Below are 21864 nucleotides of genomic sequence, written 5' to 3' on the forward strand. Positions count from 1 at the left end.
TTCACCTTTGATTTATTAATAAGAAAATATTGACCATTTGAAAAAAAGGTATATTATTTATACGAGGTAATAAAAATTCACTTCTTTCATTATTATGCTAAAAGGGGCAGCATTATTAGAAAATTAGAAGTGAAAATAGTATGTATAAGAGCCATTCTAAAATTTGTAATCTGTGAATTAGGAAAATATTGAATGCTCCAGGTCAGTACACTTTCTTGCCTAAACGTATTTACGAAAGTGACCTCAATATTTTTAATTAAATCAACGGGAGAATTGAAAGGCAGGAGAAAGTAACATGTCAGAAAATTATCGTTCTCGCGAGGAGCGACGACAAGTTAAAAAGAAAAAACAACCAGCTTCTAAAACACAAAAACCAAAAGGTAAAACATCATTTTTCCGCAAGTTTTTAATTACTTGTTTATTACTTGGTATTGTAGGTTTAGTGGCGGGGGTTGCTACCTTTTTCGTAATGATTAAGGACGCACCAAAACTGGAAAAAGCAAAACTTGTTAATCCGTTATCCTCAAAAATTTATGATAAAAACGGGGATTTGGTATATGAATATGGAAAAGAAAAAAGGACGAATGTTACGTATGATCAAATACCTAAATTAGTAGAAAATGCATTTTTAGCGACAGAAGATTCACGTTTTTATGAGCATAGCGGAGTAGACTTTAAAGGTACTGCCCGTGCTGTTTTAGTGAGTCTTAAAGGAGATTATGGCTCTCAAGGTGGAAGTACGATAACGCAGCAAGTTATTAAAAACTACTTCTTATCTATGGATAAAACACCAAAGCGTAAGGCGCAAGAAATATATTTAGCTTATAAGCTAGAACAACAGTATTCAAAACATGAAATATTAGAGATGTACTTAAATAAAATTAACTTAGGTAATCGTTCATATGGTATCGCAACAGCAGCACAAAACTACTATGGTAAAGAATTGAAGGACTTAACATTACCAGAAGTTGCGATGCTTGCAGGTTTACCGAAAGCACCGAATAACTATGATCCAACGAAAAAAGAAAATGTTCAAAAAGCAACAGAAAGAAGAAATGTTGTTCTAAACTTAATGAATCGACATGGATATATAACAAAACAGGAAATGGAAGAAGCAATAAAAGTTGACGTAGAAAAGGGACTCAAGCCTGCAGCTCAACTACAAACAATGCCATACCCTGCATTTATGGATGCAGTTGTGAAAGAAGTAGAAAAAGAATTGCCAGATGCTAATATTGGTTCTGACGGTTTAGAAATTTATACAACGTTAGATCCGAAAGCACAGAAACTTGCTGATAATATTTTAAATAATAATATCATTGATTATCCAAACGATAAATTCCAAGGTGCATTCACATTTATGGATACGAAAACAGGAGAAGTTCGTGCTATAGGTAGTGGCCGTGGAGAAAATAAAGCTGTATTTAAAGGGCATAATATGGCAATTGAATTAGATCGTGCAGCTGGTTCAACGATGAAGCCAATTTTCGACTATGCTCCTGCAATTGAATATTTAAAATGGGCTACGTATCATCAAATCGATGACTCTCCATTTAAGTATTCAACGGGTCAAGAAGTTCGAAATGCAGATAGAAGTCATATGGGTCCAATTACGATGCGTGAAGCATTAAAAATGTCGCGTAATATTCCTGCAATTAAAACTGCAAAAGAAGTAGGGATTAGTAAATCAAAAGAATTCTCTGAGAAACTAGGTATTACATTTAATACAGCACCGACGGAATCGACAGCGATTGGTACAAATGAAGTATCGCCAACTGAAATAGCGGGTGCTTATGCAGCATTTGGTAATGAAGGTAAATATACGAAACCGCATTTTGTTAAGAAAGTCGTTTATCCAGACGGTAAGTCACAAAGTTTTGGACAAAAACCAAAACAAGTTATGACAGATTCTACCGCATACATGATTACTGATATGCTTCGTTCTGTAGTTACATCGGGTACTGGTACATCGGCAAATGTAGGCTCTTTAGATGTAGCTGGTAAAACGGGTACGACAAACTATTCATCAAAGCAATTAGCTCAATATAAAATTCCAGAAAGTGCAACTCGTGATAGTTGGTTTGCTGGATATACACCGCAATATACGATGGCAGTATGGACTGGGTATATGAAAGATGGTAAAGACGAGTATATTAGTAGTAAAAATACGAAAATTGCACAGTTGATCTTTAAAGAAATGATGAGCGAAATGGCTACAGATAAATCACGCTTTAAAATGCCAAGTAGTGTTATTCAAGAAGGTAGTGAGCTACGTATAAAAGGTGAAAAACGTGATTCATCGCCAAATACTAGCGTACCGGATACAACGGAGCAACCAAAACAAGATCAACAGCAAAAAACTGAAGAAGAGAAAAAGCAAGAAGAATTAAAGAAACAAGAAGAACTGAAAAAACAAGAAGAACAAAAGAAACAAGAGGAACTTAAGAAGCAAGAAGAACAAAAGAAACTAGAAGAGCAAAAGAAACAAGAAGAAGAAAAGAAACAAAATGAACAAAATAACGGAAATGGTCAAGGAACGACACCTCCAGCAAATAACGGAGGAGGCCAAGGAACGACACCTCCAGCGAATAACGGAGGAGGCCAAGGAACGACACCTCCAGCGAATAACGGAGGAGGCCAAGGAACGACACCTCCAGCAAATAACGGAGGAGGTCAAGGAACGACACCTCCAGCGAATAATAATGGAGGTCAAGGAACTCCAACCCCACCTGCAACAGTACAACCAAATAATGGTGGAAATGCAGGAGAGGTTCCTGCCAATAATGGACAATAAGAAAAATTTATAAAAAATATTAAAAAGCACTTAAGATTTGTGAAAATTACAATCTTAAGTGCTTTTTTCATTTTGCTACAGAAAATGTAATGTTAAGGGCTAGATAGAAGAAAAAGAGTGAATTAACGTAAAGAGAGAAAAGTCTACTTGCAAATGATGGTATGTGTTGGTTATCCCGCAAAGGGACTAACTATGATGAATCATATAAAGTATTAAATAAGTAAAAATTATATTCAAATCTTTAATAAATGTCTTTCTTTAACGGTTACTTTAGTTTGGAAAACAATTAAAAAGTCGAATTTCTTATTTAAGGAATTCGACTTTGTTATGTTGAAACTGGATTAAAGGTTCGCCTTATTAAAATGTAGGGGTAATACAGTGATAGCTATTAAATGTTAAACGTACCATGAAAATTTTGGAAAAAAATTGAAGGGAAATGATAAAAGACTTGAGTCGGAGGTAGTGGAGGATAACTATGGCTATGAATGGGAGTACTACTGGGGTGTGTACCATGATGCCAAAATGATGGGGTAACTTGACCGGGAATTTGATATTGCTGCCAAGTTGCGGGAAGTTCAATTCCTACATCGGAGCTAGCTGTATGAACTGCAGGAACATGTATCCCAGGAGTCGAAGGAACTACGGCAGTTACTCTTAATAATACCCACATGAAATATTCACTCCTAAGTTGAGTTAATAAATTAGTATATTCTTTTCACACGTATAAAGGTACATATATAGGACTTTCGTTTAAAACATGCGTACAAAGTCTTAAGACTAATGTAAGCTGATGGTGGACTATTTAATATGAAAAGATACGTCTATTTGCGGAGGGAAAAGAGATAAAAAAAATATACAATGAGGGTGTTAATCGTAATATTTTACGAGTGTATGGAGGTATTTTTATGGAACGATTATGGACGAAATCATTTATTCAAATGACTTTCGCAATGTTATTTTTATTTACAGGATTTTATTTACTTGTTCCAACGCTCCCGCTCTTTATTAAAGAGATAGGTGGCAATGAATCGCAAGTTGGACTTATGATGGGGATGTTTACAATAGCTGCTGTTGTAATACGACCGATTATTGGAGGAATGTTAGATCAATATGGTAGAAGATCCTTTATTATTTTCGGACTCATCTTTTTTGGCTTAACGATGTACTCCTATAATATAGCATCGACTATTGTCCTTTTAGCTGTTTTACGTGTTATTCACGGAGTAACATGGGCTGTTTCTACAACAGCTGTTGGAACAGCAATAACGGATATTATTCCAGATTCACGCCGCGGTGAAGGTATGGGTTGGTATGGGATGGCGATGACAATTGCAATGGCGATTGGACCTATGATTGGATTATGGGTTGTGCAAAATTATTCATTTGATGGTCTATTTTTATTAGCGACGTTGTTATCTTTTATGGCAGTTGTATTATCATTAATAACGAAGATCCCATTTACGCCACAAAAAGAAAAAGGGAAAATTCAGCTATTTGAGAAATCCGTATTAACAATCACGATTGTAGTATTCTTTTTATCGTTTGCATATGGAGGAATAACAACCTTTTTACCGTTATTTGCATCATCAATTCATGTAAACCCGGGAACTTTCTTTCTTGTATATGCAATTGCATTAACAATTGTAAGACCAATTTCAGGGAAACTATTAGATAAGTATGGAGAAGTATTCATCATACTTCCAGCATTATGTATTACTATTTTAGCTATAGTTGTTTTAACTATCTCAAATGGTTTGATAGGTGTAATTATCGCAGCAACATTATACGGTATTGGATTTGGTTCAGCGCAGCCAGCTTTGCAAGCGGCAATGCTTACAATTGTCGATCCGAGTAAAAGAGGAGTTGCAAATGCTTCATTTTTTACAGCGTTTGATTTAGGAATCGGGTTAGGTGCTATTTTACTTGGAGTTGTTTCACAAATGTTTGGTTATCGTATTTTATTTTCAGGGAGTGCAATTTCAGCATTGATAGCCTTAATTATTTTCGTCTTCTTTGTAAAACAACGATTAGGAAAAAAAGAGTTTGCGTAAACTGGAGGAATAAAGATGAGAATTTCAATTGATCGTAAAGCTCTGCAATGGTTCCAGGAAGAATTACGTATAAAGCACGGTGAATCTGTACGTTTTACTGTAAGGTACGGAGGGGATAGTTCAATTCAGCCCGGATATTCTTTAGGGGTTGTTGCTGAGAAACCCGATGGCGAAATAGTGTCAGTTGAGAAGGAAGGTATTATATTTTTTGTAGATTCTGATGATCTTTGGTATTTTCAAAACTATGATTTATTTGTAAGTTATCATGAGGAAATGGAAGAAATTCAATTTAATTATGTAAAATAATAACTTTATTAAAAATGAATAAGTTTTATATAAAAATTATATTTAAGAGATAGTGAAATAAATATCATATAGTAACGAGCTGTATTTATGTACAGCTCGTTTTTTCTATTTCTCAAATAAAATTAGAATAATTGTATATTTGGCGGTGTTATATGAAAAATCTTTATATTTTGTTTTTGAAAATACGCAAAGAAGTCTATCCTTTCTTTATAAAATATAAGAATTATTTTCAAAAAATTGTATTGTTACAGTAAGAAAAGTGTAGGAAACTTATCATTATAAAATAAATTGAAATCTTCTAAAAACTCTGATACATTGAAATAGAAATGTAGTTTCACAATATTGTAAAGGCTTACAGTTATGTGCACGAAGATCTATTAGGATTGGAGGAAATAATGATGAAAGCTGAAGAGAAATTTTCCCCGGGATTAGATGGTATAGTGGCAGCGGAGACGAAAATCTCGTTTCTTGACACAGTAAAAGGTGAAATTGTAATTCAAGGGTATGACTTAATCGAACTCTCAAAAACAAAAGAGTATTTAGACATTGTGCACCTTTTATTGGAGGAACATCTACCGAATGAAGATGAAAAAGCAACACTTGAAAAGAAATTAAAAGAAGAATATGCAGTACCAGAAGGTGTGTTCAACGTACTAAAGGCATTGCCTAAAGAGACGCATCCCATGGATGGATTACGTACAGGTGTGTCAGCGTTAGCTGGTTACGATAATGATATCGAAAACCGCTCGTTAGAAGTGAATAAAAGCCGAGGGTACAAGCTGTTAAGTAAAGTGCCAAACATTGTAGCGAATAGCTATCATATTTTAAATAATGAGGAGCCAATTGAACCTCTTAAAGAATTATCTTATAGTGCGAATTTCTTCTATATGTTAACTGGTAAAAAACCAACTGAACTTGAGGAAAAGATCTTTGATCGTTCCCTTGTTTTATATAGTGAGCATGAAATGCCAAACTCTACATTTACAGCTCGCGTTATTGCATCAACACAATCAGATTTATACGGTGCTTTAACAGGTGCAGTTGCATCTTTAAAAGGAAGTTTACATGGCGGTGCAAATGAAGCGGTTATGTACATGCTTTTAGAAGCTGGTAATGTTGAGAAATTTGAAGAGTTATTACAGAAGAAACTATATAACAAAGAAAAAATTATGGGCTTTGGACACCGTGTTTATATGAAGAAGATGGATCCAAGAGCACTTATGATGAAGGAAGCTTTAAAACAGTTATGTGATGTAAAAGGTGATTATACACTATATGAAATGTGTGAAGCTGGAGAAAAGATTATGGAGAAGGAAAAAGGAATTTATCCAAATCTTGATTATTATGCAGCTCCAGTATATTGGATGCTAGGTATTCCAATTCAACTTTACACCCCAATCTTCTTTAGCTCTAGAACAGTGGGGTTATGTGCGCACGTTATTGAGCAACATGCAAATAATCGTTTGTTCCGTCCACGTGTAAATTATATTGGCGAGCGACATGTACTTAGTAAATAAGAACAACTGGGGAGTTGTTAGCGCCGCCCGCCAGATGGGTGTTTGACCGACACCCATCATTAATAATAACGAATTTTCGACAGAAAGGGAAGGATAGCATGATTAAAACAAATGAAATTAAGCAAAAAGATGCATTATTAGAAGAGATTACCGATTATGTATTAAATAAAGAGGTTACTAGTGCAGAAGCATTCAGTACAGCCCGTTACGTATTACTTGATACACTTGGATGTGGAATTTTAGCACTGCAATATCCAGAATGTACGAAATTACTAGGACCAGTTGTGCCAGGAACAATCGTGCCAAATGGTACACGTGTACCAGGTACGTCTTATGTACTAGATCCAGTAAAAGGTGCATTTAATATCGGATGTATGATCCGTTGGTTAGACTATAACGATACTTGGCTTGCAGCAGAGTGGGGACATCCATCTGATAACCTAGGCGGAATTTTAGCAGTTGCAGATTATATTAGCCGTGTTCGTATTTCAGAAGGAAAAGAAGCTTTAAAAGTACGTGAAGTATTAGAAATGATGATTAAAGCACATGAAATTCAAGGCGTGCTTGCTTTAGAAAACAGCTTAAACAGAGTTGGTCTTGACCATGTATTATATGTAAAAGTAGCAACAACTGCAGTAGTTGCGAAAATGCTTGGCGGAACACGTGAAGAAATCTTTAATGCATTATCACATGCGTGGATTGATAATTCTAGTCTTCGTACATATCGTCATGCTCCAAATACGGGCTCACGTAAATCATGGGCTGCAGGTGACGCAACGAGCCGCGGTGTTCATCTTGCAATGACTGCTCTAAAAGGTGAAATGGGTTATCCAACAGCATTATCTGCGCCAGGATGGGGATTCCAAGATGTATTATTCAATAAACAAGAATTAAAATTAGCAAGACCACTAGAGTCATATGTAATGGAAAATGTATTATTTAAAGTGTCATATCCAGCAGAATTCCATGCACAAACGGCTGCAGAATGTGCAGTGAAGTTGCATCCGGAAATTAAAGAGAGATTAGATGAAATTGACCGTATTACAATTACAACTCATGAATCAGCAATTCGTATTATTGATAAAGAAGGTCCATTAAATAACCCAGCTGATCGTGATCATTGCTTACAATACATTACGGCAATTGGTTTATTAAAAGGAGATATCGTTGCAGACGATTATGAAGATGCAGTAGCAAACGATCCACGTGTAGATGAATTACGTAATAAGATGGTTGTTGTTGAAAACAAACAGTACAGTTTAGATTACCTTGACCCGAACAAGCGCTCAATCGCCAACGCTGTTCAAGTTCACTTTAAAGATGGCACAGTAACAGAAAATGTGGAATGTGAATATCCACTTGGTCACCGCTTCCGTAGAGACGAAGCAATTCCAAAAGTTGTTCAAAAATTCACTGCAAATATGGCAGGTCATTATTCTAGTAAGCAACAAGAACAAATTCATGAAGTTTGTTTAAATGAAGAAAAACTAGAAAATATGAATGTAAACGAATTTGTAGATCTATTCTTAATTTAATAATAGGGGGAATTTAGAATGGCTTGGGTTGTGAAAAAGCAGTCAACACAAGAGGAGCTTGCGAATCGATTCCGAGCTTTAGTAGAAGCAAATGAAATTTTGCAAATTCCAGGTGCTCATGATGCAATGGCAGCTCTTGTTGCAAAAAATACAGGTTTTTCAGCTCTTTATTTATCAGGAGCTGCTTATACTGCAAGTAAAGGCTTACCAGATTTAGGTATCGTGACGTCTACTGAAGTGGCTGAGAGAGCAAGAGATTTAGTAAGAGCTACAGACTTACCTGTTCTTGTTGACATTGATACAGGATTTGGTGGTGTACTAAATGTGGCGAGAACAGCTGTAGAAATGGTGGAAGCGAAAGTAGCAGCTGTCCAAATTGAAGATCAGCAATTACCAAAAAAATGTGGACATTTAAATGGTAAGAAACTTGTTACTACAGAAGAATTGGTTCAAAAAATTAAAGCGATTAAAGAAGTTGCACCGAGCTTATACATTGTAGCACGTACTGATGCTCGCGGCGTTGAAGGATTAGATGAAGCAATTGAAAGAGCAAATGCATATGTAAAAGCAGGTGCAGACGCAATTTTCCCTGAAGCGCTTCAATCAGAGGAAGAATTCCGTCTATTTAATAGTAAGGTAAATGCACCTTTGCTTGCGAATATGACTGAATTCGGAAAAACTCCATATTATAGTGCAGAGGAATTTGCGAATATGGGCTTCCAAATGGTTATTTATCCTGTAACTTCACTTCGCGTTGCAGCGAAAGCATATGAAAATGTGTTTGCTTTAATTAAAGAAACAGGTTCTCAAAAAGATGCACTTTCTAATATGCAAACGAGAAGTGAATTATACGAAACAATTTCATATCATGACTTTGAAGAGTTAGATACTGGTATTGCAAAAACAGTATTATCAGAAGATCAATAGATAAAGCAGCGAAGGCGATGAAAATACATCTTTGGCAAAATAAAATGCTTGATGTGAAAAATCATCGCCTTCTATTTTCAAAAAAGATATTCCACTCATCGTAGACCGAGCATAAGCAAAAAGCTATGACAGCCGAATGATAGGGGGATACATATGGAGAAAACGAAGTTACCATGGGATGAATTTTTTTCACTTAATAAAGATATAAATCATACTTACTTTACACCAGAAGATTTTTCAGGTGATGAAGATTTAATCGCAAAAACGACAGAACAATTCGTTAAACAAGAAATTGTTCCACAAATGGAGAATATTGAACAACATAACTATAAAGTTTCTCGTCAATTATTTGAGAAAGCTGGGGAACTTGGATTATTAGGCATTGAGGTACCAGAAGATTATGGCGGGTTCGAGTTAGGAAAGGCTGTCTCAGGTCTTGTAGCAGAGAAAATGGGTTACGCTGGTGCGTTTAGCGTTTCTTTTAATATACACGCTGGTGTCGGTACATTGCCTTACATATATTATGGAACGAAAGAGCAAAAAGAAAAATATTTACCGAAAATCGCATCGGGAGAATGGATTGGGGCTTATGCTTTAACGGAGCCAAATGCTGGTTCGGATGCATTAAGTGCAAAAACAAGCGCCGTATTGAATGAAGAGGGAACAGCTTGGAAGTTAAATGGTGAGAAGCAATGGATTACAAATGCTCATATGGCAGATGTATACGTTGTTTTTGCGAAGACAAATAAAGGAATGACAGCGTTTATTGTCGAAAGAACATGTGAAGGTGTATCTATTGGATTAGAAGAAAAGAAAATGGGGATTAAAGGTTCTTCAACAGCGACTCTTATTTTAGAAGATGTTGTCATCCCTGCTGAAAATGTTTTAGGGGAAGTTGGGAAAGGGCATCACGTAGCCCTTAATATTCTTAACTTTGCTAGACTTAAACTTGCTTTTGGAAATATTGGAACAGCAAAACAAGCAATTGGTTTGTCGGTTCAATATGGAAAAGAGCGAAAACAGTTCCAAACGGAATTAGTAGACTTTACGATGATTCAAGAGAAAATTGCAAATATGATTATTGCTACATATGGAGCCGAAAGTGCAGCTTATCGTACAGCAGGTGTAATCGATGAAGCAATTCATGAGAGCGATGAAGATCTTATGAAGAAAATGTCCCAATTTGCAATTGAATGTGCACTGAATAAAGTAAATGCTTCTGAAACACTTGCTTATATCGTAGATGAAGCTGTACAAATTCATGGTGGTTACGGTTATATGCAAGAGTATGAGGTAGAACGATTATATCGTGATGCAAGAATTAGTCGTATTTTTGAAGGAACGAACGAAATTAATAGATTAACAGTTGCTAAAATGTTAATGAAGCAAATCGAACAATTAGAAGACACTGAAGTAGAAAGTGATGTAGCAAATGTAGAAAGAAACCATCGTTACATTTTATTAGCGAAAAAATTGTTGAAACAATCTTTGAAAACGCTCTCTAAAACTCCAGGTCTAAAAATTGACCAAGAACAAGAATATTCACGTGTAATATCAAATATGTTGACGGACGTGTACATCATGGAATCAGCGTTTTTACGTACGAGAAAAGCAGTACGTAAAAATGGAGAGGAAAAAGAACGTACGAAGCAACTCATAACGGATGTTATTTGTGAAGAAGGATACCGTAAAGTAGAAGAAGCGGCGATTTCTGTACTTTCAGCAGCTGTCACAGAAGAACAAGATAGAAATGTGATTTTAGCTGAAATCCGTCAATTATTAGTACCTTTATACACGAACGTATTTACGAAGAAGAGAGAAATTGCGAAAGCTATTATAAATCGTGGGAAATATATTGTGTAAATAGGAGGAAAGCGATATGAAAAAGATTGGTTTTATCGGTTTAGGTAACATGGGTCTTCCAATGTCAAAAAATCTAGTTAAATCAGGTTACACAGTATATGGCGTGGACTTAAATAAAGAGGCGGAAGCGTCCTTTGAAAAAGAAGGCGGAATTATCGGTCTATCAATCTCAAAACTAGCAGAAACATGTGATGTAGTTTTTACAAGTTTACCTTCACCTCGCGCTGTTGAAGCGGTATATTTTGGAGCAGAAGGATTATTTGAAAATGGTCACTCGAATATAGTTTTCATTGATACAAGTACGGTATCGCCGCAGTTAAACAAACAATTAGAGGAAGCTGCAAAGGAAAAGAAAGTAGACTTTTTAGCAGCACCTGTGAGCGGTGGTGTAATCGGAGCCGAAAACCGAACATTAACGTTTATGGTTGGTGGATCAAAAGAAGTATATGAGAAAACGGAATCTATCATGGGCGTACTAGGCGCGAACATTTTCCACGTTAGTGAGCAGATTGATAGTGGTACAACTGTTAAGTTAATTAATAACTTATTAATTGGTTTTTATACAGCTGGTGTGAGTGAAGCTTTAACATTAGCGAAAAAGAACAATATGGATTTAGATAAAATGTTTGATATTTTAAATGTAAGTTACGGTCAAAGTAGAATTTATGAACGTAATTATAAAAGTTTTATAGCACCTGAAAACTACGAGCCAGGATTTACTGTGAACTTATTGAAGAAAGATTTAGGATTTGCAGTTGACTTAGCTAAGGAAAGCGAACTCCATTTACCGGTAAGCGAAATGTTATTAAACGTATATGACGAAGCGAGTCAAGCTGGATATGGTGAAAACGATATGGCTGCTTTATATAAGAAAGTTAGCGAGCAATTAATTTCTAATCAAAAATAAATTATACAAAGGAGAGAATACAATGATTACAACTGAAATTAAACGAGTAAAAAATCACATTAACGGTGAGTGGGTTGAATCGACAGGTACGGAAGTAGAAGCAGTTCCAAATCCAGCGACTGGAAAAATTATCGCTTACGTTCCACTATCTCCAAAAGAAGATGTTGAAAAAGCTGTTGAAGCGGCAAAATCAGCATTCGAAACATGGTCTAAAGTACCAGTTCCAAATCGTTCAAGAAATTTATATAAATATTTACAGCTATTACAAGAAAACAAAGATGAGCTTGCAAAAATCATTACGCTAGAAAATGGTAAGACGCTAACGGATGCAACAGGTGAAGTACAGCGTGGTATTGAAGCGGTAGAACTTGCAACATCTACGCCAAATTTAATGATGGGTCAAGCACTTCCGAATATCGCTAGCGGAATTGATGGATCGATTTGGCGCTACCCAATCGGAGTTGTTGCTGGTATTACGCCATTTAACTTCCCGATGATGATTCCGTTATGGATGTTCCCACTTGCAATTGCTTGCGGTAATACATTCGTATTAAAAACATCTGAAAGAACGCCACTTTTAGCGGAGCGACTTGTAGAATTATTCTATGAAGCAGGTTTCCCAAAAGGCGTATTAAATTTAGTACAAGGCGGAAAAGATGTTGTAAATAGCATTTTAGAAAATAAAGATATTCAGGCTGTTTCGTTCGTTGGCTCTGAGCCGGTAGCTCGTTACGTATATGAAACAGGTACGAAACACGGAAAACGTGTACAAGCGTTAGCAGGTGCGAAAAACCATGCGATTGTAATGCCAGATTGCAATCTTGAGAAAACAGTACAAGGTGTAATTGGATCTGCATTTGCAAGTAGTGGAGAGCGCTGCATGGCATGCTCAGTAGTAGCAGTAGTGGATGAAATTGCTGATGAATTCATTGATGTATTAGTAGCAGAAACGAAAAAATTAAAAGTAGGCGATGGCTTTAACGAAGAGAACTATGTTGGACCATTAATCCGTGAATCTCATAAAGAGCGCGTTTTAGGCTACATTAATAGCGGTGTAGCAGATGGGGCAACTTTATTAGTAGATGGCCGTAAAATTAATGAAGAAGTTGGAGAAGGTTACTTTGTAGGTGCGACAATCTTTGATGGCGTAAATCAAGAAATGAAAATTTGGCAAGATGAGATTTTTGCTCCAGTATTAAGCATTGTACGAGTTAAAGATTTAGAAGAAGGTATTAAACTAACAAATCAATCTAAATTTGCAAATGGTGCAGTTATTTATACGTCAAACGGTAAACATGCACAAACGTTCCGTGATAATATCGATGCTGGTATGATCGGTGTAAACGTAAATGTTCCAGCACCAATGGCATTCTTCGCATTTGCAGGAAATAAAGCGTCATTCTTTGGTGATTTAGGTACAAATGGCACAGATGGCGTTCAATTCTATACACGTAAAAAAGTTGTAACTGAGCGCTGGTTTTAATATAAAATAAACAGCCAAATTAGTTATTAAATGAAAACCACCACTATTAATAGTGGTGGTTTTCATCTTGTTAATTACTTTTTTCAAAAGCAAGTTTAATACCAAAACCAATTAAGACGACTCCCGTTAACCCTTGAATATAACGCTGCGTCTTCGGTTTTTTCATAAAAGCACTAATTTTATCAATTAAAAATATATAAAAAGCGAACCAAATGGCTGTTAAAACGAGGTAAGTAAGGCCCATTACGAGTAGTTGGATAAACGTATTATGATTTGGATTTAAAAATTGCGGTAAAAACGTTAAAAAGAATACTGCAACTTTAGGGTTTAATAAATTCGTAAGAAACCCTTGTCGAAAGCAAGAGGTGTGTTCATCTTCATTATTTAAAGATATATCGTTCGTATCAATGCCTTCTTTATTTCTTACTGCTAAAAGGGCTTTAATACCAATATAAATTAAATATAGAGCCCCAACGTACTTGAAAATAGAAAATAAAAGAGCTGACTTTACAATAAGTGCAGAAAGACCAATTACAGCAGCTAAAGTATGAATTAATAGTGCAATACATGTACCAAACACTGTTTTCACTCCACCGACTTTACCAGCAACCAATGTATTTTTCGTAGCCATTGCTGTATCTGGACCAGGTAAAATGATAAGGCAAATAGACATAATGATGAAAAGAAGATAATTTTCTATCATAGCCGCCCCTCCTTTTTATTTTTAGAATATTTGATTAAAATCAGCGTAGCACAAAAATGGATTTAATAAAATTAAATTTTGTTAAAAATAATTAAATAAAAAAGGCTATATAGTAGCTGTAATTACACTACTATATAGCTTCGATTTTATCCCGCTATTTGCGGGTAGTAAGATTTTCACCGCACAAGATTTAGCTGAAGCAAAGAAGTTAGGTAGGGGATGAACGAAACACCCCCTCATGACAATTTCATTTTATGCATTAAGTAAGTTAAAGAAACGATTCACATCTTCTTCTGAAACGTCACTTAACTGTTTATATTTATAATTCGGATTTTGATCTTTATCAACGACAACGGAGCGTACTCCTTCGAAGAAATCTTCATGTCTCATGAAATTTTTAGCAAGTATAAGGTCCGTAGCGAAACATTCTTCAACGGATTTATCTTTTCCATCAATAAACTGTTTTAATGTTACTTTTAGTGAAATAGGGGATTTTGATAACAGTGTTTCTTTCGTTTTTAGAGCAAAGGAACTTTCATCTTTCTCCAATGAATGGATAATTTCTTCAATTGTATCGAAAGCAAAATGTGAATTGATTACTTCTAATGAAGGAGCGAGCTCGCTTTCTAAGTTTGGAGCAGTTGCAAATGTACGAATAACTTCTTTTAAATTAGTATGTACATCATCTTCTTTATGCCAATTTACACTTTCAAGTTCAGTAAGAAACTCTGGTAATGAATCAGATGTCATAAAGTAATCAGCAGCATTAATAAATAATACGTCAGAAGCTTTTAAAATAGATGCTGTTAAAGCAACGAATCGTCCTGTATATCCAGGCGCTTTATTTAAGAAATATGCAGCTCCGACGTCTGGGAAGAAGCCAATATTCATCTCTGGCATTGCCCATTTCGTACGCTCAGTTACAATGCGATACTTCGCACCATTTGTAAGACCGACACCACCGCCCATTACAATTCCATCTAAACAAGCAATAATCGGTTTTGTATATTGATAAATATATGTATCAATTTCATACTCTTCTTCAAAAAAACGTTCTGCATGTTGCAATGCCACTTCATTGGAACGCGCTTCATAAAGAGTTTTAATGTCGCCGCCTGCACAAAAACCTTTTGTGCCAGCTCCTTTTAACACGATAAGTGCAATACGCTCATCGTGTTCCCACTCTTTAAGTTTTTGTCCGATAGGTTGTAACATGTCATAAGATAAAGAATTAAGTGCTTTTGGACGGTTTAAAGTAATTGTCGCAACGCCGTTTTCACTAACAGAAAATAAAACTTGTTCAGTCATAATGCATCCTCCCTTACATATCTTCTTATTCTTAATTCTTGATATGTACTGAAATGTCCTTTATAAATTTTGTCAAAAGTTGACGGTAAATATTAATTTGGTCACTGCATATTTTGACGAGTTATCTTTGCAGGATTTCAGAGACTGAGGGGGAATATTACAACATTACTGTAAGTGTAATTATTTGAAGTTATAATGATAAAAGCGCTATTATATAGGTGTGAAATGTTCATTATCAATTCTAAAAGTGTGTTTGAAGAAAAAATAAATCGTACAATTGTAATAAAAAATTTTACACTGAATTAGAAATAGAGAAAGGAGAAATCGGAATGCCAGGACCTTTACTATTGTCGGTTATTATTTTGTCTTTTTTAATGATAGGAATAACGCAGTATTTTCATCATACAGATACGACAGAAGAAGTGAAGGATAAAGTACGTCTCGTATTTCCGATTTTTATAATATCTATTTCATTCTGTATTTTATTAAATAAAGATGGCTACATTGTCGCAGTGTTCTCATTTTTCGTCGCAATCGTCTTAATTACCGTTTTATATTATGTAATGAAAGACTTTATACAAAAATAAAGATGTCATAATAGACATTTTTATTTTGGGGAAAATATAAAATTTCACATACCGTATTTTATATAAAATACATAAAACATATAACAATAGAAAAGTGTGTACTTTGCTGTGTATGTACTTGTCAATCTTGCATAGCCACTATACTATTAAAATGTAGAGATTATAAAAAGGGGTTGTATCTATCATGAAATTTGAGATGCACACAAAAATTATTTCAAATGAAAAAGAAGTAAGATTACATATTGAAGAAAATATATTTCAATTAATATTGGATGGTTATCACTTATTTACAGTTCAAGAAATATTGCCTTTATATAAATCAAATGAAGAAAGAATTGGAAGTGCAACGATATTGAAGCTAGAGTGGGAGAACGGAAAAACTACAATAAACTATCAACTCGTTTCACTAAAATCAGTAAATTAAAAGGAGTAGAAAAATATGAAGTTATTTCATACAGCGGATTGGCATTTAGGTAAGCTTGTTCATGGCGTGTATATGACTGAAGACCAAAAGATTGTATTAGATCAGTTTGTACAGGCTGTTGAAGAAGAAAAACCAGATGCTGTAATTATTGCAGGGGATTTATATGACCGAGCAATTCCACCTACAGAAGCAGTAGACTTATTAAATGATGTGCTGCAAAAAATAGTTATTGATTTGCAAACACCAGTTATTGCGGTAGCTGGTAATCATGATAGTCCGGATCGTATCCATTTTGGAAGTAGTTTAATGAAAAAACAAGGATTACATATTGCAGGTCAATTTCAATTCCCGTATGAACCTGTTGTACTAAATGATGAATATGGAGAGGTTCACTTCCATCTAATACCGTATGCAGACCCAAGCATAGTGAGGCACGTGTTGAAAAATGAAGACATACGTTCTCATGATGATGCGATGCGCATTTTTATGAATGAGCTCTCTGAAACGATGGATAAAGAAGCTAGACATGTATTTGTTGGACATGCATTTGTAACTTCTTCAGGAGAAGCGGAGGAGAATACAAGTGATGCAGAACGACCACTTTCAATTGGTGGTGCTGAATATGTAAATAGTCATTATTTTGATAAGTTTCATTACACAGCGCTTGGACATTTACATCAAGCGCATTTCGTACGTAATGAGACGATTCGATATTCTGGTTCACCACTTGCCTATTCAATTTCTGAAGAGAAACATAAAAAAGGCTATTACATTGTACAACTGAATGAAACTGGTGAAGTAGCAATTGAAAAAAGGTTACTTTCACCACGTCGTAAAATGCGAACAGTAGAAGCGAAAATAGATGAATTATTACAGCACCCAGTAAGTGAAGATTACGTATTTGTAAAATTATTAGACGAAAACCCTGTCTTACAGCCAATGGAGAAAATACGATCTGTATATCCAAATGCAATGCACGTTGAAAGAGCGATGCAAAGGCGAGAACTCACAGATACAAATGAAGTAACTGTTTCAAGACATAAAACGGATGATTTATCTCTTTTAAAGGCTTTCTATAAAGAAATGAAGGGGTTAGATTTATCAGAAGAGAAAGAACGCCTATTTATAGATGTATTACAAACAGTGCAAGAACGGGAAGGTGAACGAGGATGAGACCGATTCAGCTTATTATGACAGCATTCGGGCCATATAAACAGAAAGAAATAATCGATTTTGAAGATCTTGGAGAACATCGTATTTTCGCTATTTCTGGGAATACAGGAGCTGGAAAAACAACGATTTTTGATGCGATTTGTTATGTGTTATATGGTGAGGCTAGTGGCGAAGAACGTAGTGATACGAGCATGCTTCGAAGTCAATTTGCTGATGATAATGTTTATACAAGTGTTGAATTAACCTTTCAGTTAAAAGGGAAACGCTATGAAATAAAACGACAACTTGGACATAAAAAACAAGGGAATAAGACTATTACAGGACATGCAGTAGAATTATATGAAGTTATTGATGGAGAAAACGTTCCAGCCGTCGATCGTTTTCATGTAACAGACGTAAACAAAAAAGTGGAAGATTTAATTGGGTTAAGTAAACATCAATTTAGCCAAATTGTTATGTTACCCCAAGGGGAATTCCGAAAACTATTAACATCTGAGACGGAAAACAAAGAAGAGATTTTACGTCGTATTTTTAAAACGGATCGTTATAAATTAATGCGTGAGTTACTTGATCAAAAGAGAAAACAATGGAAAGACGTCTTACAAGAAAAACAAAAAGAGAGAGAGCTCTATTTCCGTAATGTTTTTAAATTACCAATCCGTGATGGAGCATTATTAGAGACATTAGTGGCACAAGAACATGTAAATACGCATCAAGTAGTAGAAGCGTTAGAACAAGAAACAACCGTGTATAAGGCAGAGGTTGAGCAATTACAAGTAGAACAAGATGTTCAAACGAAGCAATTAAAGGATGCAGAAATACGTTTTCATGCAGCAAAATCTGTAAATGAGAAATTTATAGATTTACAACAAAAGAATGAGAAATATAACACTTTACAAGAGAACCGTGCAGCAATTGAAAGGAAAGAAAAATTCTTTAAACGTGCGGAACAAGCAAAGCACTTATTACCATTTGAACAATGGTATGAAGAAGCGATGGAAAATGAGCAGAAAGCTGAAAGTTTGTTAAAACAGATAATCGTCAAACAAGAACAGATAATGAATAGCTTTGAACTTGCTCAGGAGAAGTATGAAGTAGTAAAGAATAAAGAAGCTGAACGAGAAGAGGCTAAAAAACTTGTTCAAAGATTAGAAGAGTTACAAGCGATTATTGAATCATTAGCTGAGAGAAAGCTGAATTTACAAAATGCCGAAATTCAAATAGGGAAATTAAAAGAAAGTATGCAAAAGTTAGATCAACAACTAGAAGAGCATACAAACCAAAAACAGAGAATGTCTGATGAATTGCAGCAATTAGAACAAGCACTTGAGCAATATGTAGCTAAAGTGGAAGAACTAACGAATATGCGAGAAGATGCAAAAGTTTTAAAACAAGCATATGATGTTTGGCAAGAAAAACAAAAATTCGAGCAAGAAAAAGAAGCGGCAAATAATAAAATGCAAGTGGCAGTTCGTGCATATGAAAACATGGAGCGCCGCTGGTTAAGTGAACAAGCTGGTATATTAGCTCTTCATTTACATGACGGTGAATCTTGTCCGGTATGTGGTAGTACGAGTCATCCACAAAAAGCTACAGAGCAAAGTAATGCGATCGATGAAAAAGAGTTAAACGATTTAAGAGATAAGAAGAACATTGCTGAAAAATTCCATGTGCAAGTAGAGGAGAAATGGAATTTCTATCGACTACAATATGAACAAGTGATAGAAGAAGTTGTGAAGCGCGGCTACAATTCGGAAAAATTAGCTGAAACATATAGTGCACTTGTTCAAAAAGGAAAACAATTAGCTGCAGATGTTAATACGTTAAAAGCAAGTGAAGAAACACGTAAGCAGATTGCTGCGAACATGAAAAGCGTAGAAGAAAAAATAGAAGAACTTCAGAAACAAAAACGAGAATTGGAAACAATGCAGCACCGTACAGAAATGGAGTGTATGCAACTTCGTACGTCATATGAACATGATAAACGAAATATTCCAGAAAACTTACAAACAGTACAAGCTTGGAAAGCACAGTTTGACCAAGCTATGCAGGAACTTAGGTTAATGGAGGACGAATGGAAGAAAGTGCAGGAAGCGTATCAGCATTGGCAAAATGAAAATATACGTATTCAAGCAGAACAAAAAGGTGCTTCTAATCAATTTGAAAGTGCAAAATTAAAGAAAGAAGAGACTTTCGCACGCTTTATGAAAGAGCTAGAACAAAGCGGGTTTACAGATGAATTCACGTATAAAAAAGCCAAATTAAGCGATCCCGAGGTGGAGATGTTACAAAAAGAAATTCAAGGTTATTATTCATCGCTTGAAGTGCTTGCAAAACAAATTGAAGAGTTAAACTCAGAATTAAAAGATAAAGAGTATATGGATATTACATCTTTAGGTGAACACATAAAAGAACTAGAAATTAATCTCGATATCATTAAAGAAAAACGTCAACGTGCGCAAAATGCGGTAACATATATTTCTGATTTACATGAAAACATTAGACGTATTGACGAACAAATTCACGAGGAAGAAAAAGCCTTCCAAGAACTTGTTGATTTATATGAAGTAATGAAAGGTGATAACGAAAGTCGTATATCATTTGAACGTTACATCTTAATTGAGTATTTAGAACAAATTGTTCAAATCGCAAACGAACGACTACGTAAATTATCAAATGGACAATTTTATTTAAAACGAAGTGAGCGAGTTGAAAAAAGAAACCGTCAAAGTGGATTAGGTTTAGATGTGTACGATGCATACACTGGCCAAACACGCGATGTAAAAACACTATCCGGTGGAGAGAAATTTAACGCATCACTTTGCCTAGCGCTAGGAATGGCAGATGTCATTCAAGCATATGAAGGCGGTATTTCCATCGAAACGATGTTCATCGATGAAGGGTTCGGTTCATTAGATGAAGAATCGTTAACGAAAGCGGTAGATGCCTTAATTGACTTACAAAAATCAGGCCGATTTATCGGTGTCATCTCACACGTTCAAGAGCTGAAAAACGCAATGCCAGCTGTATTAGAAGTAACGAAGCAGAAGGATGGGTGTAGTCAGACTAGGTTTGTGGTGAAGTAAGCTTAGAAAATGGAGTAGGGAATCTACCGATACTTTTAGTGTCATATGTATGAATAATAAAACGTCGTCTCTTCATATTGGAGGCGACGTTTTATTTTATAAAATATCTATGAATTATCTGTAGAAGGCGGCGTATTCTCCAAACGATTATAAGTTTTAAAGGCTGAAATTGCTGAGATAACCCCGCCTACTAAAAATAAAGCGGATCCTCCAACTAAGATGATACGACTGACATATGTTTCCCGTGCTTCTTCGACTTCTTCTTGTAACGCTGTAGGCATATGAATCCCCCCTTTATAAAAGTTGTTTTATAAATAGTATATACAAACGCCTAAAATGTGTTAAAATAACTGATGATTTTATGCAGTGGGTAATTAGATGAGTAGGATGCGAGTGGCTAAGTAAATCTTCATCATAAATTTATGTGAACTTCACATAGAGCACATATTAACATTGTATTATGTATATGTACCAAATAAATAAATAAATAAAGTGAATGTAAGTTCTGTTTTCAAAAATTTAAAATCCTTTTATTTCTATATGAAAGTTTTAATCAAGGGTTTTAAAAAATTTGGAAATAGATCTTATGAATATGGAATTCATATAAAAGGGGAATGTCTTATGACAACATATACGAGTGAAATGAGAAAAACTTTAGTTTCAGAAGAAGATGTAGATATTTTAAAAATTATGGCGCATCCAATCCGACTGCAAATTGTAAATGAATTAAGTACGAGAAAAACTTGTAATGTAACACAATTAACAGAGTTACTGAATATTCCGCAATCTACTGTTTCACAACATTTATCAAAAATGAAGGGTAAAGTGTTACGAGCAGAGAGAAGAGGTTTAGAAATTTATTATCATATTAACAATTTAAAAGCGAGTAAGATTGTTAATGTTTTAGGGTATATAAACTAGTGAAATATTTTTATATAAAATAGCCCCTGCTGTTGAGCAGGGGCTATTTTGTGTTGTTTTATGTATTTGTATTTAAAACTTTATAGTTTTTATGATTTACAATTGTTCGATCAAATTCAAAAGTACCACCGCTTACATTTGTAATTTCAACTAAGACCGATTCAGTATAAAGTTTTAATACAGATCCTGTAATCTTTAAATTATTTCGTTGAAAAAGTATAGTATCCCCTACGTTTGCTTTCATAGTACCTCCTCATTAAAGACAGAAATATTTTTTTA

At 35.0% G+C, this 21864-nt stretch carries 19 protein-coding genes; 14 read left to right on the forward strand and 5 right to left on the reverse strand.

Annotated elements, in window-relative coordinates; all coding sequences use genetic code 11:
- The first annotated feature begins 295 nt into the window (after positions 1–295).
- Positions 296–2794: a transglycosylase domain-containing protein gene (locus tag AC22L0_RS07550; protein ID WP_001293942.1), complete on the forward strand. Its 2499-nt coding sequence runs from the start codon at positions 296–298 to the stop codon at positions 2792–2794.
- Positions 2795–3182: 388 nt separating this feature from the next.
- Here AC22L0_RS07550 and AC22L0_RS07555 read toward each other — a convergent pair whose 3' ends face one another.
- Entirely contained in the window at positions 3183–3464 is a 282-nt protein-coding gene (locus tag AC22L0_RS07555; protein WP_000270088.1) for a hypothetical protein, read from the reverse strand.
- 235 nt (positions 3465–3699) lie between these two features.
- Here AC22L0_RS07555 and AC22L0_RS07560 point away from each other — a divergent pair, with 235 nt between their 5' ends.
- The 8 genes from AC22L0_RS07560 to AC22L0_RS07595 all read left to right on the forward strand — a co-directional run bounded on the left by AC22L0_RS07560 (position 3700) and on the right by AC22L0_RS07595 (position 13383).
- Positions 3700–4845, forward strand: coding sequence for an MFS transporter (locus AC22L0_RS07560; protein WP_000440662.1), 1146 nt, complete (start codon positions 3700–3702; stop codon positions 4843–4845).
- Positions 4846–4860: 15 nt separating this feature from the next.
- Positions 4861–5151 carry a HesB/YadR/YfhF family protein gene (locus tag AC22L0_RS07565; protein WP_001222842.1) on the forward strand — a complete coding sequence of 97 codons (291 nt, stop codon included), beginning with the start codon at positions 4861–4863 and terminating at the stop codon, positions 5149–5151.
- Positions 5152–5546: 395 nt separating this feature from the next.
- Positions 5547–6668, forward strand: coding sequence for a citrate synthase (gene mmgD, locus AC22L0_RS07570; protein ID WP_001987369.1), 1122 nt, complete (start codon positions 5547–5549; stop codon positions 6666–6668).
- Positions 6669–6766: 98 nt separating this feature from the next.
- Positions 6767–8203 carry a 2-methylcitrate dehydratase gene (gene prpD, locus AC22L0_RS07575; RefSeq protein WP_000598123.1) on the forward strand — a complete coding sequence of 479 codons (1437 nt, stop codon included), beginning with the start codon at positions 6767–6769 and terminating at the stop codon, positions 8201–8203.
- Positions 8204–8221: 18 nt separating this feature from the next.
- Positions 8222–9130, forward strand: coding sequence for a methylisocitrate lyase (gene prpB / locus AC22L0_RS07580; protein ID WP_000312639.1), 909 nt, complete (start codon positions 8222–8224; stop codon positions 9128–9130).
- 153 nt (positions 9131–9283) lie between these two features.
- The gene (locus tag AC22L0_RS07585) at positions 9284–10993 is read left to right on the forward strand and encodes an acyl-CoA dehydrogenase family protein (protein WP_000415991.1); all 1710 of its coding nucleotides are present in this window, start codon (positions 9284–9286) and stop codon (positions 10991–10993) included.
- Positions 10994–11009: 16 nt separating this feature from the next.
- Complete coding sequence (locus AC22L0_RS07590) at positions 11010–11900, forward strand: NAD(P)-dependent oxidoreductase (protein WP_000719408.1); 891 nt, start codon at positions 11010–11012, stop codon at positions 11898–11900.
- 22 nt (positions 11901–11922) lie between these two features.
- Entirely contained in the window at positions 11923–13383 is a 1461-nt protein-coding gene (locus AC22L0_RS07595) for a CoA-acylating methylmalonate-semialdehyde dehydrogenase (protein ID WP_000633364.1), read from the forward strand.
- A 70-nt stretch (positions 13384–13453) separates the two neighbouring features.
- Here the strand turns inward: AC22L0_RS07595 and AC22L0_RS07600 are convergent, their stop codons facing one another.
- Together AC22L0_RS07600 and AC22L0_RS07605 are read right to left on the reverse strand one after the other, a co-directional pair.
- A complete protein-coding gene (locus AC22L0_RS07600) occupies positions 13454–14086 on the reverse strand; it encodes a LysE family translocator (RefSeq protein WP_000572358.1) in 633 nt (210 codons plus the stop codon).
- 252 nt (positions 14087–14338) lie between these two features.
- Positions 14339–15394, reverse strand: coding sequence for an enoyl-CoA hydratase/isomerase family protein (locus AC22L0_RS07605; RefSeq protein WP_000139776.1), 1056 nt, complete (start codon positions 15392–15394; stop codon positions 14339–14341).
- Positions 15395–15723: 329 nt separating this feature from the next.
- Here AC22L0_RS07605 and AC22L0_RS07610 point away from each other — a divergent pair, with 329 nt between their 5' ends.
- The 4 genes from AC22L0_RS07610 (at position 15724) to AC22L0_RS07625 (ending at position 20664) form a co-directional block, all read left to right on the forward strand.
- Positions 15724–15981: a hypothetical protein gene (locus AC22L0_RS07610; RefSeq protein WP_001119404.1), complete on the forward strand. Its 258-nt coding sequence runs from the start codon at positions 15724–15726 to the stop codon at positions 15979–15981.
- A 184-nt stretch (positions 15982–16165) separates the two neighbouring features.
- A complete protein-coding gene (locus AC22L0_RS07615) occupies positions 16166–16405 on the forward strand; it encodes a DUF2584 family protein (RefSeq protein ID WP_000667346.1) in 240 nt (79 codons plus the stop codon).
- A 15-nt stretch (positions 16406–16420) separates the two neighbouring features.
- Positions 16421–17578: an exonuclease SbcCD subunit D gene (locus tag AC22L0_RS07620; protein ID WP_000765146.1), complete on the forward strand. Its 1158-nt coding sequence runs from the start codon at positions 16421–16423 to the stop codon at positions 17576–17578.
- Positions 17575–20664 (forward strand): AAA family ATPase, encoded by a 3090-nt coding sequence (locus tag AC22L0_RS07625; RefSeq protein WP_001247413.1) that lies wholly within the window; start codon positions 17575–17577, stop codon positions 20662–20664. Before AC22L0_RS07620 ends, AC22L0_RS07625 begins: the two co-directional genes overlap by 4 nt.
- Positions 20665–20771: 107 nt before the next feature.
- Here AC22L0_RS07625 and AC22L0_RS07630 read toward each other — a convergent pair whose 3' ends face one another.
- On the reverse strand, positions 20772–20945 hold the full coding sequence (locus AC22L0_RS07630; RefSeq protein WP_001141667.1) for a hypothetical protein: 174 nt from the start codon (positions 20943–20945) through the stop codon (positions 20772–20774).
- Positions 20946–21285: 340 nt separating this feature from the next.
- On the opposite strand from AC22L0_RS07630, the gene AC22L0_RS07635 reads away from it, so the two are divergent.
- Positions 21286–21585, forward strand: a complete 300-nt coding sequence (locus AC22L0_RS07635) for an ArsR/SmtB family transcription factor (protein ID WP_000214801.1) — start codon at positions 21286–21288, stop codon at positions 21583–21585.
- Between the two features lie 58 nt (positions 21586–21643).
- On the opposite strand, the gene AC22L0_RS07640 is transcribed toward AC22L0_RS07635, so the two are convergent.
- Positions 21644–21829 (reverse strand): YkvS family protein, encoded by a 186-nt coding sequence (locus AC22L0_RS07640; RefSeq protein ID WP_000646793.1) that lies wholly within the window; start codon positions 21827–21829, stop codon positions 21644–21646.
- Positions 21830–21864 lie beyond the last annotated feature (35 nt).

It is taken from the genome of Bacillus sp. LQ01 (assembly GCF_057624735.1).

Coding starts and splice junctions, on each gene's coding strand:
- AC22L0_RS07590 (WP_000719408.1), top strand. CDS start 11,010: ATGAAAAAGATTGGTTTTATCGGTTTAGGTAACATGGGTCTTCCAATG.
- AC22L0_RS07640 (WP_000646793.1), bottom strand. CDS start 21,829: ATGAAAGCAAACGTAGGGGATACTATACTTTTTCAACGAAATAATTTA.
- AC22L0_RS07630 (WP_001141667.1), bottom strand. CDS start 20,945: ATGCCTACAGCGTTACAAGAAGAAGTCGAAGAAGCACGGGAAACATAT.
- AC22L0_RS07620 (WP_000765146.1), top strand. CDS start 16,421: ATGAAGTTATTTCATACAGCGGATTGGCATTTAGGTAAGCTTGTTCAT.
- AC22L0_RS07605 (WP_000139776.1), bottom strand. CDS start 15,394: ATGACTGAACAAGTTTTATTTTCTGTTAGTGAAAACGGCGTTGCGACA.
- AC22L0_RS07550 (WP_001293942.1), top strand. CDS start 296: ATGTCAGAAAATTATCGTTCTCGCGAGGAGCGACGACAAGTTAAAAAG.
- AC22L0_RS07560 (WP_000440662.1), top strand. CDS start 3,700: ATGGAACGATTATGGACGAAATCATTTATTCAAATGACTTTCGCAATG.
- AC22L0_RS07585 (WP_000415991.1), top strand. CDS start 9,284: ATGGAGAAAACGAAGTTACCATGGGATGAATTTTTTTCACTTAATAAA.
- AC22L0_RS07610 (WP_001119404.1), top strand. CDS start 15,724: ATGCCAGGACCTTTACTATTGTCGGTTATTATTTTGTCTTTTTTAATG.
- prpD (WP_000598123.1), top strand. CDS start 6,767: ATGATTAAAACAAATGAAATTAAGCAAAAAGATGCATTATTAGAAGAG.
- AC22L0_RS07625 (WP_001247413.1), top strand. CDS start 17,575: ATGAGACCGATTCAGCTTATTATGACAGCATTCGGGCCATATAAACAG.
- AC22L0_RS07635 (WP_000214801.1), top strand. CDS start 21,286: ATGACAACATATACGAGTGAAATGAGAAAAACTTTAGTTTCAGAAGAA.
- prpB (WP_000312639.1), top strand. CDS start 8,222: ATGGCTTGGGTTGTGAAAAAGCAGTCAACACAAGAGGAGCTTGCGAAT.
- mmgD (WP_001987369.1), top strand. CDS start 5,547: ATGATGAAAGCTGAAGAGAAATTTTCCCCGGGATTAGATGGTATAGTG.
- AC22L0_RS07555 (WP_000270088.1), bottom strand. CDS start 3,464: ATGTGGGTATTATTAAGAGTAACTGCCGTAGTTCCTTCGACTCCTGGG.
- AC22L0_RS07600 (WP_000572358.1), bottom strand. CDS start 14,086: ATGATAGAAAATTATCTTCTTTTCATCATTATGTCTATTTGCCTTATC.
- AC22L0_RS07595 (WP_000633364.1), top strand. CDS start 11,923: ATGATTACAACTGAAATTAAACGAGTAAAAAATCACATTAACGGTGAG.
- AC22L0_RS07565 (WP_001222842.1), top strand. CDS start 4,861: ATGAGAATTTCAATTGATCGTAAAGCTCTGCAATGGTTCCAGGAAGAA.
- AC22L0_RS07615 (WP_000667346.1), top strand. CDS start 16,166: ATGAAATTTGAGATGCACACAAAAATTATTTCAAATGAAAAAGAAGTA.